Annotated in this window: 13 protein-coding genes; 5 read left to right on the top strand and 8 right to left on the bottom strand. The window is 73.7% G+C overall.

Going from position 1 to position 15,668, the window contains the following annotated elements:
* Positions 1–31 precede the first annotated feature (31 nt).
* Together MQV74_RS39835 and MQV74_RS39830 are read left to right on the top strand one after the other, a co-directional pair.
* Positions 32–442, top strand: a complete 411-nt coding sequence (locus MQV74_RS39835) for a RidA family protein (RefSeq protein WP_242728391.1) — start codon at positions 32–34, stop codon at positions 440–442.
* Positions 443–512: 70 nt separating this feature from the next.
* A complete protein-coding gene (locus MQV74_RS39830) occupies positions 513–1,616 on the top strand; it encodes a hypothetical protein (protein WP_242728390.1) in 1,104 nt (367 codons plus the stop codon).
* 13 nt (positions 1,617–1,629) lie between these two features.
* Here MQV74_RS39830 and MQV74_RS39825 read toward each other — a convergent pair whose 3' ends face one another.
* The gene (locus tag MQV74_RS39825; RefSeq protein ID WP_242728389.1) at positions 1,630–2,736 is read right to left on the bottom strand and encodes a serine hydrolase domain-containing protein; all 1,107 of its coding nucleotides are present in this window, start codon (positions 2,734–2,736) and stop codon (positions 1,630–1,632) included.
* A gap of 218 nt (positions 2,737–2,954) precedes the next feature.
* Between MQV74_RS39825 and MQV74_RS39820 the strand changes: the two genes are divergently transcribed.
* Both MQV74_RS39820 and MQV74_RS39815 read left to right on the top strand, forming a co-directional pair.
* Positions 2,955–3,941 carry an ATP-grasp domain-containing protein gene (locus MQV74_RS39820; RefSeq protein WP_242728388.1) on the top strand — a complete coding sequence of 329 codons (987 nt, stop codon included), beginning with the start codon at positions 2,955–2,957 and terminating at the stop codon, positions 3,939–3,941.
* A gap of 7 nt (positions 3,942–3,948) precedes the next feature.
* Complete coding sequence (locus MQV74_RS39815) at positions 3,949–5,181, top strand: GNAT family N-acetyltransferase (RefSeq protein WP_242728387.1); 1,233 nt, start codon at positions 3,949–3,951, stop codon at positions 5,179–5,181.
* Here MQV74_RS39815 and MQV74_RS39810 read toward each other — a convergent pair.
* Both MQV74_RS39810 and MQV74_RS39805 read right to left on the bottom strand, forming a co-directional pair.
* Positions 5,166–6,299, bottom strand: coding sequence for a protein TolB (locus MQV74_RS39810; protein WP_242728386.1), 1,134 nt, complete (start codon positions 6,297–6,299; stop codon positions 5,166–5,168). The two genes, MQV74_RS39815 and MQV74_RS39810, sit on opposite strands and share 16 nt — an antisense overlap.
* 170 nt (positions 6,300–6,469) lie before the next feature.
* Complete coding sequence (locus MQV74_RS39805; protein ID WP_242728385.1) at positions 6,470–7,204, bottom strand: helix-turn-helix domain-containing protein; 735 nt, start codon at positions 7,202–7,204, stop codon at positions 6,470–6,472.
* 225 nt (positions 7,205–7,429) lie between these two features.
* Here MQV74_RS39805 and MQV74_RS39800 point away from each other — a divergent pair, with 225 nt between their 5' ends.
* Positions 7,430–7,909 (top strand): MarR family winged helix-turn-helix transcriptional regulator, encoded by a 480-nt coding sequence (locus MQV74_RS39800; RefSeq protein ID WP_242728384.1) that lies wholly within the window; start codon positions 7,430–7,432, stop codon positions 7,907–7,909.
* A 53-nt stretch (positions 7,910–7,962) separates the two neighbouring features.
* On the opposite strand, the gene MQV74_RS39795 is transcribed toward MQV74_RS39800, so the two are convergent.
* Genes MQV74_RS39795 through MQV74_RS39775 form a run of 5 tightly spaced genes read right to left on the bottom strand, consistent with a single transcriptional unit; the run spans position 7,963 to position 15,611 of the window.
* Positions 7,963–8,955, bottom strand: a complete 993-nt coding sequence (locus MQV74_RS39795) for a tellurite resistance/C4-dicarboxylate transporter family protein (protein ID WP_374120763.1) — start codon at positions 8,953–8,955, stop codon at positions 7,963–7,965.
* On the bottom strand, positions 8,952–9,698 hold the full coding sequence (gene narI / locus MQV74_RS39790) for a respiratory nitrate reductase subunit gamma (RefSeq protein ID WP_242728382.1): 747 nt from the start codon (positions 9,696–9,698) through the stop codon (positions 8,952–8,954). The genes MQV74_RS39795 and narI overlap by 4 nt, the downstream gene beginning before the upstream one ends.
* Complete coding sequence (gene narJ, locus MQV74_RS39785) at positions 9,695–10,324, bottom strand: nitrate reductase molybdenum cofactor assembly chaperone (protein WP_242728381.1); 630 nt, start codon at positions 10,322–10,324, stop codon at positions 9,695–9,697. The genes narI and narJ overlap by 4 nt, the downstream gene beginning before the upstream one ends.
* The gene (gene narH / locus MQV74_RS39780; protein WP_242728380.1) at positions 10,321–11,955 is read right to left on the bottom strand and encodes a nitrate reductase subunit beta; all 1,635 of its coding nucleotides are present in this window, start codon (positions 11,953–11,955) and stop codon (positions 10,321–10,323) included. The genes narJ and narH overlap by 4 nt, the downstream gene beginning before the upstream one ends.
* Positions 11,955–15,611 carry a nitrate reductase subunit alpha gene (locus tag MQV74_RS39775; protein ID WP_242729388.1) on the bottom strand — a complete coding sequence of 1,219 codons (3,657 nt, stop codon included), beginning with the start codon at positions 15,609–15,611 and terminating at the stop codon, positions 11,955–11,957. Before MQV74_RS39775 ends, narH begins: the two co-directional genes overlap by 1 nt.
* Positions 15,612–15,668 lie beyond the last annotated feature (57 nt).

Below are 15,668 nucleotides of genomic sequence, written 5' to 3'. Positions count from 1 at the left end.
GCGGCCGCCCATCACAGAGGATCGCCAGGACATGACGCACGACGCACGCACCCTCACCAACCCCTCCACGCTCCACGACCCGACCCCCTTCGGTTACAGCCACGCCGCATCGGCGCCCGGCGAACTCGTCTTCATCGGCGGTCAGTACGCCTCCGACGCCACCGGTTCGCCGGTGCCCGGTGACTTCGCCGCCCAGGTCGACCTGGCCTTCGAGCGGCTGCGGTCGGCTCTGGAAGGGGTGGGCCTCGGCTTCGAGCACGTCGTCCGGCTCGGCACGTACATCGTGGACCACGACGTCGACAAGCTCGGCGCCCTGGGCAAGGCGCTGCACACCCACTTCGGTGACCGCCTCCCGGCGCAGACCCTCAGTGGTGTCGCCTCGCTCGCCCTGCCGGGCATGCTCTTCGAGGTCGACGCGGTCGCCGTCCGCCCGGCCGCGTAGCGGTCGCGCCCCACTCCTCCGCGGGGCATCACGGACGACGCAGCCTGACGGCCAGGAACATCGGCTGGTGATGGCTCTTGTCGTACCGGCGCGGATCGACCCTCCGGGCCTCTTCCGTGGCTCTCGGCTCGACGAGCTTCTCCAGGACGAAGCCCGCGCCGAGGAGTTCGCCGAGGAAGACCTCGAGGGGGCCCGCAGTCCCCGCACCTCACCGGCCAGCTCCAGCATGGCGGGACGATCGGTGTACGCGTGGTACGCGCTGTCCGTGGCCTGTGCGGCGAACTGCTCGCCCATCTCACCGTGGTACGCGGTCTCGGCTGTCATGCCGGTGATCCTCGCAGGAGGTTCGTGGCCCACCGCCCGGCAGGGCCGGGGTGGCTCGACCGTGCCGCCGGGCCGTAGTGTCTGCCCGGCTCGGTCCGAGGCGATCAAGGGGGCAGTGGTGGTGCGGTGGGGGCAGCGGGGCGTGGTCGGTGTGGCGGTGGGGGTGGTGGTGGCCGTCGTCGCCGGGTGTGCGGCGCAGGAGGCGGGTGACACCGGGCGGTCGAAGGGCACGGCATCGGCGTCCGCCACGCCGTCGAAGGACGCGCCGTCGTCACCCGCGGCCCGGCCGCTCACCGCGGGGAAGCTCAAGTCCCTGCTCCTCCGGGACGCGGACGTGCCGCAGGCCGAGAGCACCTCGGTGCAGGGGCCCGTGCCCCGCTACGATCCGCCGGTGCGGGTGCCCGGCCCCGGCTGCCAGGAGGTGTTCGACGCGCTCGTCGCCCACCACGCGTCCGCGTCCGTGATCCAGGACTTCTGGTGGCGCGGCAGGACCTGGGGCGGCCGCACCTGGCTGGCCTCGTACGCGGGCACCGGGGCCACCGAGCGGTTCCAGCGGCTGACGGAGGGCCTCAAGACCTGTAGGACGCTGGTGGGGCAGACCCCGGAGGGCAGGCTGGGCTCCCGGATATCCCGGGTGAAGGCGGCGGAGTTCGGTGACGAGGCGGTCACCTTCGACCTGAGCTCGACCGGCCGGGACGGCGCCCCGCTGGTCGACCACCACACCTGGGTGCGCGTGGGCGCCCTCACCGTGGACATCAGTGACCGCGGCGCCCGCGACGCACCCCGCTTCCCCCTCGGCGTGGTGGTCGACCAGCAGCTCGACCGGCTCACGAGGGAGAAGCGGAGGTGACGCGCCAGCGGGGTCAGGCGCGCAGGGCCGTGAGCCCGTCGTAGGCGGCCATCACGACTTCCAGGCCCCGGTTTTCTTCTTCGGGACCGCGCATCTGATTCGTCACGTACGCCACCGCCATGCGGGCGTCGGGCTCGACCATGACCAGGGAACCGCCCCAGCCGCCCCAGCCGTAGGTGGTGCCGAACAGGCCGTAGCCCATGCCGTAGCGCATCGAGGTGCCCAGGACGCGGTCCTCGCCGTGGAACTGCTCCTGCCACGCGAGCTCGCAGCCCGCCCCCGACAGGAGCCGTACACCGCCCACCGCTCCCCCGCAGGCCAGGACCGACTGCACGAGCGCGACCGAGCGGGCGTTGCCGAAGCCGCTCGCCGCGGGGATCTCCGCGCGGCGCCAGGCCGTGCTGTTGCCGTCGCGGACCCGGATCGCGGTCGCGCCGGAGGGTGCGGCACCGGTGCCCGGCGCGCTCGCGGCGTAGTCCTCGCCCTGGGCGGGCGGCGGCACCGTGAGCGCGACCCGCCCGTCGTGCTCGGCGGGCAGGCCCAGGTGGAAGTCGGCGCCCAGCGGCCCGGCCACCTCCTCGGCGAAGAACCGGCCCGGGCTTCGGCCGGAGATCCGGCGGACGACCTCCCCGACCAGGAACCCCTGGGTCAGCGAGTGGTATCCGGCCGCGGTGCCCGGCTCCCAGCGCGGTGTCTGCGCGGCCAGGCGCGCCGTGGCGGCCGGCCAGTCGTAGAGCTCCTCGACAGGCCCCTCCCAGTCGGGCAGCCCCGCGGTGTGCGCGAGCAGATGGCGGACCAGCACACCCGCCTTGCCCGCGGCCGCGAACTCCGGCCAGTACCGGGCGACCGGCGCGTCCGGGTCGAGCGCGCCGCGGTCCGCGAGGACCAGGGCGCACAGCGCCGTCATCGTCTTGGTGACGGACCAGGTGTTGACGAGGGTGTCCCGCTGCCAGTCAGTCGTACGGTCCGCGTCGGCGAAGCCGCCCCAGACGTCGACCACCGGCTCGCCGTCCACGAAGACGGCTGCCGAGGCGCCCGTGTCACCCGAGTCGAGGAGCGCCGCGAGCGCTTGGGGTACGGCGGTGAACAGATCATCATATGTGCCCTGAACGTCGGCCATGCGCGGAATCTAGCCCGTGTCGCCGCGGCGCGGTCAACCGGTTTTCCGGCGGCCCGAGCCGCTCCACGAGGGCCGTGCGGCCGGGCCCCGTGCCGCCCGGCCCGGGGCCGGGACCCGGCCATGCCGTCGCCGCCCGTCCGCCGCTCACCGGGCCGTCTGTGAGACTGGCCCCTTCCGGACCGCCCCTCACCAGGGCGGCGTCGAGACGAGGAGCCAGTGTGGAGCCACAGGACCGTACCCGCCCGGTGATCGCGGCACCCGCGCACGTATGGATGCTGGTGCGGCAGCACCCCACCGCGCTGCGCAGGTCCACGCGTGAGCTCGCCGACGCCCTCGCGGCCGTCCACGGCGACCGATTCGCGGTCTGGCACACCGACGAGCTGCTCTTCGGCGTCCAGGACGGCCGGTTGGTGCTGCACACCCTCGGCGGCGCGGAGCTGCCCGCTCCCGAGGTGGTGTGCGTGCGCCAGGTGGCGGGGCCCATGCGCGACGACCGCGAGGTGACCCTGCTCCGGCATCTGGAGCGCATGGGCAGCACCCTGGTCAACGGCGTCGACGCCCACCTCACCAGCCGCAACAAGCTCTGGCAGCTCCAGGAACTCGCCCTGGCGGGACTGCCGGTGCCCGACACCCTCTCCTACGCCACCGCGCCGCTCGAAGGCGTGGTCCGCAGCCCTCGCCTTGACGGGCCGTGCGTGGTGAAGTCCGTCAGCGGCTGCAAGGGCACGCAGGTGTTCCTCGCTCCCGACGCCCAGCTGCTGCGATCGATGGCCGGGAGCCTTCAGCAGCACGTGCCGTTCCTGTTCCAGGAGCACGTGGCGCACTCACACGGCCGTACCCTGCGCGTCATCGTCGTCGACGGCGAGCCGGTGGACGCCGTGCTGCACACGTCCGGCGACGGCGGCCTCACCGCCAACATCGCCAAGGGCGGCTCCGCCGTGCTGTGCCGGGGGCGCTACCCGCGCGCGGAGGAGCTGGCGGTGGACGCGGCCCGCGCCCTGGGCCTGGACATCGCCGGGGTGGACCTGCTGTTCGCCACGGAGGACACCTACACCGTCTGCGAGGTCAACTCCGTCCCCGGCTGGCGTCCGGCGATGGAGGCGGTCGTGCCCGCCATCACCGCCTGCGTCGACCGTCGTCTGGCCGCCCGGGGCGAAGCCCGCGCGAAAAACCTGGTGGACGGGCCGAATCGGGCGGTGCGATAGTCCGGCCGTGACGACCACCGCCTCCGCCGCCCCCGTTTCCCTGGCCGATGGCCTCGTGCTGCGCGAGGCCCGCCCTCAGGACCTCGACCGGATCGGCGCTCTGCTGACCGCGCGGGGTGAGCCCGCCGACGCCCTCGACCACCGCCTCGTGGCCGAGGACCCGGACGCCGGGTGGTCCTCGTGCGCCGTGGTGGTCGACGGTGACCGCGTCGTCTCCACCGCGACGCTCCTCGACGAGAGCCTCCGCGTCGGCGGCGTCCAGCTGCCCGCGGGCCAGGTCGAACTGGTCGCCACGGACAAGGAGTACGAAGGCCGCGGACTGGTGCGGGCGCTCATGGGCTGGGCGCACGCACGCTCCGCCGCGCGGGGCCACGTGGTCCAGGCGATGATCGGGATCCCGTACTTCTACCGGCTGTTCGGGTACGAGTACGCCATCGACATGCCGCAGGCTCTGGCCCTCCGGACACCGCCGCCCGGTGCGGGAGCGCCCGCGCTGCGCGCCGCCGGGCCCGCCGACATCCCCGCGATGGCGGCCCTCCAGGACGCGGCGCAGGAACGGTTCGACGTGGCGATGCCGCACTCGGCCGCCTGCTGGCGGTGGCTCCTTGAGCACGAGGCGAGCGCTCTGTGGGTCCTGGAGCGGGCCGGTGCCGTCGTCGCCACCGGGCGCACCACGCCCCCGGACGGCGGGGTGCTCCTCGCCGAGGCCGCCGCACGCGACGAGGAGGCGGCCCGGCAGCTGCTGCGGGGTGTCGCCGCCCTGGCCCCCGAGGGGCCGGTGCGCGTCGTCGACCGGCCGGGCACGGTGACGTCCGCCGCCTGGCGGGAGTTCCTGGAGCACGAGCCGCGCGAGCAGGCCGAGCAGTACTACGTCCGCGTCCCGGACGTCGCGGTGCTCCTGGACCGGCTGCGGCCGCTGCTCTGGCAGCGCCTCACCGCGGCCGGTGCGGATCCCGGCGATCGCGACATCGTCGTGTCCACCTTCGGCGCCCACTACCGGATCCCGGTGCGGGCCGAGGGCCTCGGGGCCGTGGTCACCGGCGGGCCGATGCAGGGCCCCAGGGCCGTGGGCGGCGCCGGAGTGGCGCCCGACCAGCTGCCCGCCCTGCTGTTCGGCCCGCACGGCTTGGCGGGCCTGACGCGTCTGCGGCCCGACGTCTACGCCGCGCGGGAGGAGCTGTTCCGGACGCTCTTCCCGCCGCTGACCGCGGACGTGCTCAGCTTCTACCTGCCGTTCTGAGGCGGGTGGGCCCGCCACAGGAAGATGTCGGCCTTGCCGTTCGTGTCGCCCGGGACGATGCCCGCGTCGGGGCTGTCGAAGACGAGGCGGTCCTCACCGGCGATGGCTCCCGGAACGGCCCGTGCGGTGCCGTGGACGTCGGTCTCCCGGCCGCTCGGGACGTGGCGCAGGCGGAGCGCGGAGTACGCCACGGGGTCGTTGCTCCGGTAGAGCACCTGGTGGCCGTTCTGGCTGAGCGCGTCGATCCTCTTGCCGGGCAGCCGCGTGGTCGCGCCGTTGAGTACGTCGCGGACGTAGGCGCCGTCCGTCGTATTGATGGCGACGGTACGGCCGTTCCCGCCGAGCTGGACGAGTTCGCTCGACCCGCTGTCGTCGACGCGGACGCGGGCGTGCTGGTCGCGGTCGTAACGCCAGACCTCTCCGGTGCCCGCGTCGCGGTAGGCGACGTAGCGGCCGTCGGCGCTGATGGACGGCTCCTGCATGTCGCGGGTGGAGACCGGCGGGCCCTCACTGACGGTCTCGTAGGTGTCCGTCACGCGGTCATAGACGTCGACGCGGGAGGGGACCGAGGGGTGGTTGGGCAGCTGGGTGAAGGCGATGTAGCGGCCGTCGGCGCTCATGGTGGCGCTGTTGGACCCGGCCTTGGCCGGGCCGCTGCTGACGGTCCTCGTCTGCCCGGTCTCCAGGTCGGTCAGCTTGACCTTGACCGTCTGGCTGCCCCAGCCGAGGTAGGTGACGTACCGCCCGTCGTCGCTGACGGCGGGGTCCTGCAAGGAGTCCCTGATCCGTGTGACCGTGCCGGTCGTGTTGTCGCGGACGTGCACCGCGCCGGGCGGGCGGGGCGTGGGCTCCGACGTGAGGTTGGTGGCAGCGCTGTGGAAGACGGTGAAGGCGCCGTTCCGCGACAGGGACGCGTGGGTCGAGTTGTTGTCGGCCTCGGTGCCGTCGGCGGCGACGGACACGCGCTCCACGCTCGGCGCGTGTGACCGGGCGGGCCCGGCCGCCTGGGCGGTCGCGGGCACCGCGGTGAAAGTGACGGCTCCGACCGCGGTGACCGCGACGGCGGCCGTACGGATCCGTAACGCGCGTACGGCGGACAACTGCACGCTTCCAGCCAAGGACATGTTCCCCCCAGAGCGTGTTCCCCCCGGCCCGACGCCGAGGGCCTCCACGGATCCAAGCGCAGCCTCCGGCACGGGTCAATCGGACGCCATGCGTACAACCTAGACGGGCTTCCGTGCCTCCAGACGCCTTTGAAGCGCTCCCCGGAGGCCGTGCTCCGCCGGCTTCAGCCGTGGTGAGGTGTCCCGGGGCGGGGTGCCCGCCCCAGGCCCGTGCTCAGCATGCGGGCGGCGCGCCGGGCGGCTTCGACGGTGGTGCCGAGGCAGCGCGTGTCCACGACGGCCACGCCGAGGGCGGCGACGACCGCGCCCGAGGGAGCGTGCACCGGGACCGCCAGGCAGTTGCGCTCGCCGTCCCACTCGTACGCGTGTACGTCGGCGCCCTGCTCGCGGGCCCTGCGCAGTCGGCGCGTCCACTGGGCCGTGGAGTGCCCCGGCGGCGGGGCGGCCGTCGGCCCCGCGGCGGCGAAGATCACGTCGGCGGCGCTGTCGGGCGGCAGCGTCTCGCCCGCCAGGTGGGGGAAGAACTCCCGGGCGGCCGCGGGGATCCCGGTCACCACCGTCATCTGCCCGGCGTGCGGAACGGTCAGGCAGACCGTCGCCCGCGTCGCCGAGACGAGGTGCCGCAGCGGCAGCGCCGCGTTCCTCTCCAGGGCCCGATGGGCGCTCCAGGACCGCCCCAGGCGGGCCACGGTCGCGCCGACGCGGTAGCCCCCGGCGTGCCGCTCCACCGCTCCCAGGGCGGTGAGCTGGTCGAGCAGCCGGTGCACGGTGCTCTTGGGCAGGCCGGTGGCACGGCTCAGGCCGGTGGGTCCGGCCTCGCCCGCCCGGGCGAGCTCCTCCAGGAGGAGGAACGCACCCTCCAACACCCCCCGGCCGGGCGGTGTCCGCTCGTGATCCATGGTTGCCCCCTCGCGGCCACCGAGGCGTTCGGCAGCCTCTCGCTCCGCTCCGCCGGACACCCTAGGGCGGCCCGCTCCACCGCCGGTGAACGGCCGGGCCGGACCGATCCCGATCCGGCCACGGGGCCTATGCCCTACGGTCTTGCCATGGTGTCGAGTGAGGGGCTCGCTGCCGACCGCCGTGACCGGAGCGGCGGAGGCGGGTCCGGGGGCGGAGGCGGAGCGGTGGTCGAGGAAGACGACGTGGTCGCTGTGGTGATGGCGGCGTCGCGCCTGGTGATGGGCATGTCGGCGCGGGCACTTGCCGAGGTGGACGACACGCTCTCGCTGGCGCAGCTGCGGACGATGGTCGCCCTGGAGGGGTGCGGGCCGGTCAAACTCGCCGAACTGGCCGAGGTGTTGGGGGTGAACGCGTCGACGGCGCTGCGCGCGGTGGCGCGGCTCGAAGCGATCGGTCTCGTGGACCGCCGGGCCAATCCCGACAGCAGGCGCGAGGTGATCCTGACGCTGACGCCGTCGGGCGCGACCCTGGTGGCGCGCGTCCTGCGGCACCGGCGCCGGGAGGTGGCCAAGCTCGTCGAAGGGGTGCCGCCCGAGGCGCGGTCCGGTCTGGTGGCGGGGCTGCGGGCCTTGCTGGAGGTGGCGGGCGACCGTTCCGTCCATGTCCCCGAGGTGGCCGAGGAGTTCCGGCGGGTGGCCCTCTGACGGAGCCGGGCGCCCCCTGGCGCCCCTCGGCGCGGAGGGTCGGTCCCGCGGCGTCACGGGCGGGCGGGACGCCGCGCCGCCACCGCATGCCCCTGCACCGTCAGCCACACCACGGCCGCGACCCACGCGAGGAGGTGGACGGCCACGCTGGGCGCGTGGGGCGTCAGCGTGGCGGTGACGCGCGCGGTGGCGGTGGCGTACATGCCGACGGGGAAGACGACACACCACAGGGCGGGCTCGTACGCGAGCGGGACGCGGTGGTGGAAGTGCCGCCAGCAGCCGGTGGCGAGCAGCGGCGGTATCAGCACGGTCGCCCAGCTCCACAGGACGACCACGGCGAGGGCGAGCGTGCCGCGCACCGCGTGCGGCAAGAGGCCTTCGTGGTCGTGGAGTTGGGTGCCCGCGAGCGTGCTGATGGCCACCGCCCCCATCGCGACCCAGTACGCCGGAGTGCAGCGCGCGGGGCCCGGAGGGTGGCGCAGCAGTCTGCGGCCGAGCACGGTGGCGGTGCCCGCGTACAGCAGGACCCCGCACCACCACAGGGCGAACGCGAGCGGTACGAGCACGTGGCGCGGCGGCAGGCTGGTGAGGCCGAGGACCAGCGACTGGAGGCCGACGGTGGCCAGGAACCAGGTGCCGTCGGCCTCCCGCGCGGCCGCGCGCGGCAGGCGCGTGAGGCCGGCGGCGAGCACCGCCCAGGCCGCGCCCGCCACGGCGAGCAGGACGTACGCCGCCGCGCGTGCGGGGCCGTGACTGAGGCGGGTGACGAGGACACCGGAGGCCGCGACGAAGGTGAAGTGCCCGAACACTCTTGTGGGGTCGGTCAGTTCGGCCTTGAGGGTCGCGGGGTGGAGCAGGGCCTTGGCGCCGCTCGCCACCAGGAGGGCCGCGTAGAGCGCGCACGCGAGGGCGAAGAGCAGTGTGGAGGCGGTGCGGACCCCGGCTTCGTTCAGGGCCCGGGACACGATGCCGGTCGCCATGACGGGCGCGAAGCACGCCGGTGGCAGCGACCGGCACCGGTCACGGAGCCGGAGCCCGTCCCTCACCGGCGCGCGGCGGCGTCCCGCACCGGCGGGGAGACCGGGGCGGGACGGGTCACCGGCGCGGGGCGCGCGCCACGGGAGCGGTAGACGATGTAGGGGCGGGCCAGATAGCCGACCGGGGCGGTGAAGGCGTGGACGAGGCGGCTGAACGGCCACAGCGCGAACAGCGCCATGGCGAGCAGCGCGTGCGTCTGGTAGACGAACGGGGCGTGGGACATGGCCGACACGTCGGGGTCCAGGGCGAACAGGGAGCGGACCCACACGGAGACGCCGAGCCGGTAGTCGTAGTGGTGGGGCGGGCTGGTGGAGGCGGTCGCGGCGAGCCCGGCCAGGATCACCGCGGCGAGCAGCGGGTAGACGGCGCGGTCGCTGCGGCTGGTGGCGCCGCGGACGGCCGGAACGCGCAGGCGGCGGTAGAGCAGGACGGCGAGCCCGGCCAGGGTGGCGAGGCCCGCGATGCCGCCGACGAACAGCGCGTTGGCGTGGTAGAGCCACTCGTGGACGTGGACGCGGTCGGTGAAGGCCTCGGGGATGAGCAGGCCGATGAGGTGTCCGGCGATGACGAAGAGCAGGCCGAAGTGGAAGAGGGGGCCGCCGACCCGCAGGAGCCGGTTCTCGTGCAGCTGGCTGGAGCGGGTGGTGAAGCCGAACCGGTCGTAGCGGTAGCGCCAGACGGTGCCCGTGACCATGAAGGCCACGACGAGATAGGGCAGCACGCCCCACAAGGTGGTGTGCAGGTGCTTCACGAGACGGTCTCCTCCTCGTGCGGGTGCGGAACGGCTCGTTGGGGAAACGGCAGGAGTCCGACCGTCTCGGTGGGCGGCCCCGTCCGCGCCAGGCGCAGTGCGGCGGCGCGGTCGGTGGGCGAGGCGCCGGGCAGGGTGCGGCAGACGGCTTCGAGGACGTCGGCGTAGGGGCTGCGGTGGTCGCGCAGGGCGAGCCGGAGGAGCTCGACGGCGGCGCGGTCCTCCCGCAGCGCGGTGCGCCCCGGTGCGGGGCAGCGGGCGGCGAATTCGAGGACCAGGGGCAGGAAGTCGGGCAGTTCGTCGGCGGGCGGCTGCCACCCGTGGGCGCGGTACAGGCCCTGCCAGCGCAGCAGGGACTGGCCGCGGCGGCGCGTGTCGCCGTCGGTGTAGTACGTCAGGTGCAGGGTGCGCCTGCGGCTGCGGTCGAAGGTCGCGACGTAGCGCGCGGACAGGTCCAGCACGGGGACGTCGGCGACGGCCGCGCAGAAGCGGAGCAGCGGTTCCGCGCGGGGGCCGGGGGCGGCGGCGAGGGCGGTGGTGACCGCGTGGAGCCGGTGCGGCCAGTCCGCGTCGGGGTGGCGAAGGAGCAGGGACGCGGCCTGGTGGACGAGGGGTGCGTCGCTCATGCCCGGTGCCCCTCGGGCCCGGGGAACAGGCCCTCCGGGCGGCCCTGCCCGTTCCAGTTGAGGAGGTTGACGCGGCCGCGCAGCGAGGTCCCGGCGTGTTCGGGCGCGGGCTCTTCGGTGCCGGGCAGCGGGGTGTGGAAGGCGTCGGCGTCGAACATGCCGGGGCCGTGGTCGTGGTCGAGGCTGCAGCCGTCCGGCTCGTCGCCGGTGGCGGTGGTGTGGTAGCCGGTGGGGATGACGTAGCGCTCGTCGTACTTGGCGAGGGCGAGCAGCCGGTACATGGCCTCGACCTCCCCGGCGTCCATGCCGACGGCGCGGGCGATGGCGGGGTCCTGCTCCTCGCCGAGGTTGACGCGCCGCATGTGGGAGCGCATCGCGGCGAGACGGCACAGCGCGGCCTCGACGGGCGCGGGGTCGCCCGCGGTGAACAGACCGGCCAGGTAGGAGACGGGGATGCGCAGGGTGTCGATGGCGGCGAAGAGCTTGGCGGGGTCCTCGCCGTCGTGGCCCGTGGCGGTGAGGGACTCGACCACCGGGGAGAGCGGCGGCACGTACCAGACCATGGGCAGCGTGCGGTACTCGGGATGCAGGGGCAGGGCCACCTTGTACCGGCTGATCAGGTCGTACACCGGGGAGCGGCGGGCGGCCGTGATCCAGTCGTGCGGGATGCCGGACGCCTCGGCCGCGGCCGCGACCCGGGGGTCGAAGGGGTCGAGGAAGCAGTCCAGTTGGGCCTGGTACAGGTCCTTCTCGTCGGGGGTGGCGGCGGCCTCCCCCGCCTTGTCGGCGTCGTAGAGGATCACGCCGAGGTAGCGCAGCCGACCGACGCAGGTCTCGGAGCAGACGGTGGGCTGCCCGGCCTCGATGCGCGGGTAGCACAGGGTGCACTTCTCGGCCTTGCCGGTGGTGTGGTTGAAGTAGACCTTCTTGTACGGGCAGCCGGTGACGCACATGCGCCAGCCGCGGCAGCGGTCCTGGTCGACCAGGACGATGCCGTCCTCGATGCGCTTGTACAGCGCGCCGGAGGGGCACACGGCGACGCAGGACGGGTTGAGGCAGTGCTCGCAGATGCGGGGCAGATAGAACATGAACGCCTGCTCGTACTCCAGGCGCACCTGTTCGTTGAGGTCCCTCAGGACGGGGTCGCCCGCGAGGTGCTGGGGCCCGCCGCCGAGGTCGTCGTCCCAGTTGGGGCCCCAGGTGACGGACGTCGGGCGGCCGTCGATCTGGGAGCGCGGCGCGGCCGTGGGGACGTCCTCGCCCAGGGGCGCGCTGATCAGGTTGTCGTAGTCGTACGTCCACGGCTCGTAGTAGTCGTCGAGGGAGGGCAGTTCGGGGTTGGCGAAGAGCCGGGCGAGGCGGCGGGCGCGGCCGCCGCTGCGCGGCACGAGACGGCCGTGCTTGAGCCGCCAGCCGCCCTTCCACTTGTCCTGGTCCTCGTAGCCGCGGGGGTAGCCCTGGCCGGGGCGGGTCTCGACGTTGTTGAACCAGGCGTACTCGGTGCCCGAGCGGTTGGTCCACGTCTGTTTGCAGGTGACCGAGCAGGTGTGGCAGCCGATGCACTTGTCGAGGTTCATCACCATCGCCACCTGTGCCATGCAGCGTCCGATGGGGACTTCGTCACGGGGCATCAGTACTGCACCTCCTGGGAGCGGCGGCGGATGACGGTGACCGCGTCGCGCTGGTTGCCGGTCGGGCCGTAGTAGTTGGGGGCGAAGGACAGCTGGGCGTGTCCGCCGATGAGGTGGGTCGGTTTGACGAGGAGCCGGGTGAGGGCGTTGTGGACGCCGCCGCGCCGTCCGGTGCGCTCCGACTTGGGGACGTTCACCAGGCGTTCCTGCACGTGGTACATGAACACCGTGCCGGGCGGCATCCGGTGCGAGACGACGGCGCGGGCGACGACCACGCCGTTGGCGTTGACCGCTTCGATCCAGTCGTTGTCCGCCACGCCGATTGCTTCGGCGTCGGTGACGCTGATCCAGATGACGGGCCCGCCGCGGGCGAGGGTCTGCATCAGGAGGTTCTCCTGGTACTCGGAGTGGATGGACCACTTCGAGTGCGGTGTCAGATAGCGCACGGTCACCGAGGTGCCGTCGCCGTCGGTGGCGGGCCGCTCGCCGAGGAGGGCCAGGTCCAGGGGCGGCCGGTAGACGGGCAGCTGTTCGCCGAACTCGGTGATCCAGGGGTGGTCGAGGTAGAAGTGCTGTCGTCCGGTGAAGGTGTGCCAGGGCTTGCGGTGTTCGGTGTTGATCGTGAAGGGCGAGTAGCGCCGGTCGGACGCCTCCTTGCCGGACCATTCGAAGCTGGCGCTGACCTGCACGGGGCGGGCCTGGGTGTCGGAGAAGACGACGCGCCGTTCGGCGACCGAGGCGGCGAGTTCCTCGAGGCCGCTGTCGCCGCCGCAGCGTTCGGCCAGCTGGCGCAGCCCTTCGGCGGCGACGCGGCCGTTGGTGGTACCGGAGAGGGCGAGGATCGCCTCGCACAGCTTGACGTCCGTGTCCAGCAGGGGCCTGCCCCGGGCCGCTCCCTCGGTGGCAGTGCCGCAGCGGGCCGTCAGCCAGCGGCTCTCGGGGGTGGTGCGGACGGTGACGCCCTTGACCTGGAGGCCCAGTTCGTCGGGCAGCGGGCCGAGCGCGGCGAGCTGGTCGGCGACGGCCCGGTAGTCGCGCTCGACGAGCGTGTACTGCGGCCCGGTGGGGCCCGGTGGCGGTGCCTCGCCGGGGGTGTCGTGCTGGAGGGCGGTGGCCACCAGGTCGTGGGCGACGTCCAGACGGCCGTGGGCGAGGCGGGACACCTCGGCGGCGAGCCCGTGGAAGATCTCGAAGTCGGTGCGGGCCTGCCAGGGCGGGTTGATCGCCGGGGAGAAGGCGTGCACGTAGGGGTGCATGTCCGTGCTGGACAGGTCGTGTTTCTCGTACCAGGTGGCGGCGGGCAGCACGAGGTCGGCGAAGAGCGTGGTGGAGGTCATGCGGAAGTCGAGCGCGAGCAGCAGGTCGAGCTTGCCGCGCGGGGCCTGTTCGTGCCAGGTGACGTCCTGGGGCCGGTCGTCGGGCGGGACCTCGTCGGCGCTCGCGTTGTCGGTGGTGCCGAGCAGGTGCCGCTGGAAGAACTCGTTGCCCTTGGCCGAGGAGCCGATCAGGTTGGCCCGCCACACCGTCAGGACGCGGGGCCAGTTGGCGGGGTCGTCGGGGTCCTGGAAGGCGTGGGTGAGGCGGCCCGCCGCCTGCTCGGCGGCCACCCAGGGGCCGGGCTCCGCTCCCGCCTCGTGGATCTGCCGTCCCAGGGTCAGCGGGTTGGCCGAGAAGGTGGGGTAGGCGGGCATCCACCCCTGCCGGGTGGAGCGGGCGAGCAGGTCCGCGGTGTGCAGTCCGCTGAGCGCCCCGGGCCCGGTCGGCGACGCGAGGGCGTCCGCGGTGGTCCTGTCGTAGCGCCACTGGTCGGTGTGCAGGTACCAGTAGGGCGTGCCGGCCATCTGCCGCGAGGGGCGGGCCCAGTCGGAGCCGGTGGCCAGCTGCTGCCAGCCGGCGTAGGGGCGGACCTTCTCCTGCCCCACGTAGTGCGCCCAGCCGCCGCCGTTGACGCCCTGGCAGCCGGTGAGCAGCAGCAGCGACAGGAACGAGCGGTAGATCGTGTCGGAGTGGAACCAGTGGTTGGTCCCGGCCCCCATCACGATCATGCAGCGGCCCCGGGTCTGCTCCGCGGTGCGGGCGAACTCCCGGGCGGCGCGCACCACGGCCCCCGCGGACACCGAGGTGACGGCTTCCTGCCAGGCGGGGGTGCAGGGGGTCGAGGCGTCCTCGTACGGGACGGGCGGCTGTCCGTCCAGGGCCTCGCGCGCCACGCCGTACTGGGCCAGCATCAGGTCGAACACCGTGGTCACCAGGCAGCCGCCGACGCGGGTGGTCGGCACGGTGCGGCGGACCGTCGCGCCCGCCTCGTCGAAGCGGGGAAGCACCACCGTCGCGGTCCCGGCGCCCGGGTGTCCGAGGAGGCTCAGCACGGGGTCGAGGTCACCCAGGTCGAGGTTCCAGCGGCCCTCGCCGCCCTTGGCCCAGCGGTCGCCGAGCGTGCCGTTGGGCACCACGGCCGCGCCCGAGGCCGCGTCGAGGAACACCGGCATCCAGCGCCGCGCGTCCGCGTGCGCCTCCCCCGCCAGGTCCGCGTCGACGGCGGTGACGAAGGCCCCCGGGGCGTGCGCGCCCTGCTCCCGCTCGTCCAGGGCGACCAGGAACGGCAGGTCGGTGAACCGTTTGACGTAGTCGGTGAAGTACGGCACCTGTCGGTCGACGAAGCACTCGCGCAGGATCACGTGGCCCATCGCCATGGCGAGCGCGCCGTCGGTCCCGGGGTGCGGGTGCAGCCATTCGTCGGCGAACTTCGTCGCGTCGGCGTAGTCCGGCGACACGACGACGACCTTCTGGCCGCGGTAGCGGGCCTCGGCCATCCAGTGGGCGTCCGGGGTGCGGGTCACCGGCACGTTCGAACCCCACAGCATCAGGTACGCGGCGTCCCACCAGTCCCCGGACTCGGGCACGTCGGTCTGGTCGCCGAAGACCTGGGGCGAGGCGACGGGCAGGTCGGCGTACCAGTCGTAGAAGGACAGCATGGGCGCGCCGATCAGGGCGTGGAAGCGGGCGCCGACGGCGTGCGAGGCCATCGACATCGCCGGGATCGGTGAGAAGCCCGCGATCCGGTCGGGGCCGTACGCGTCGAGGGTGTGCACGTACGCGGCGGCCGCGATCTCCAGGGCCTCCTGCCAGCTGACGCGCACCAGGCCGCCGTGGCCGCGCGCCGCCTGGTAGCGGCGCCGACGCTGCGGGTCCCCGGTGATCTCCGCCCACGCCGCGACGGGGTCGCCGAGCCTCCGCTTGGCGGACCGGAACATCTCCACGAGAACGCCGCGGGCCAGCGGATACTTCACGCGCGTGGGCGAGTAGGTGTACCAGGAGAAGGAGGCGCCGCGCGGGCAGCCCCGCGGCTCATAGTCGGGCCTGTCGGGTCCGGTGGAGGGGTAGTCCGTGGCCTGCGTCTCCCAGGTGATCAGGCCGTCCTTGACGTACACCTGCCACGAACACGAGCCGGTGCAGTTCACGCCGTGGGTGGAGCGCACCACCTTGTCGTGGGCCCACCGCTCCCGATAGGGCTGGTCGTTGACCGTCTGACCTGGGTGGAAGACCGCTCGGCCCTCCGGTGTCGTGGGTGCCTGCTGAAGTAATCGGCCGATTTCGAGCAGTCGCTCGGCGGCGTCGGCGGCGGCGCGCTCCGCCTTCGCCCTGCTGCGTCCCATGCCCATGTCGCGGGCCCTCCTCGGGCATCGCGGTGCCGCCGTGCGGTGGTGGTCACG

The sequence above is a fragment of the Streptomyces sp. AN091965 genome, assembly GCF_022698285.1.
Lineage (GTDB): Bacteria > Actinomycetota > Actinomycetes > Streptomycetales > Streptomycetaceae > Streptomyces.
The sequence above is the reverse complement of the archived record's forward strand: the minus strand, read 5'-3'. Positions and strand labels throughout refer to the sequence as shown.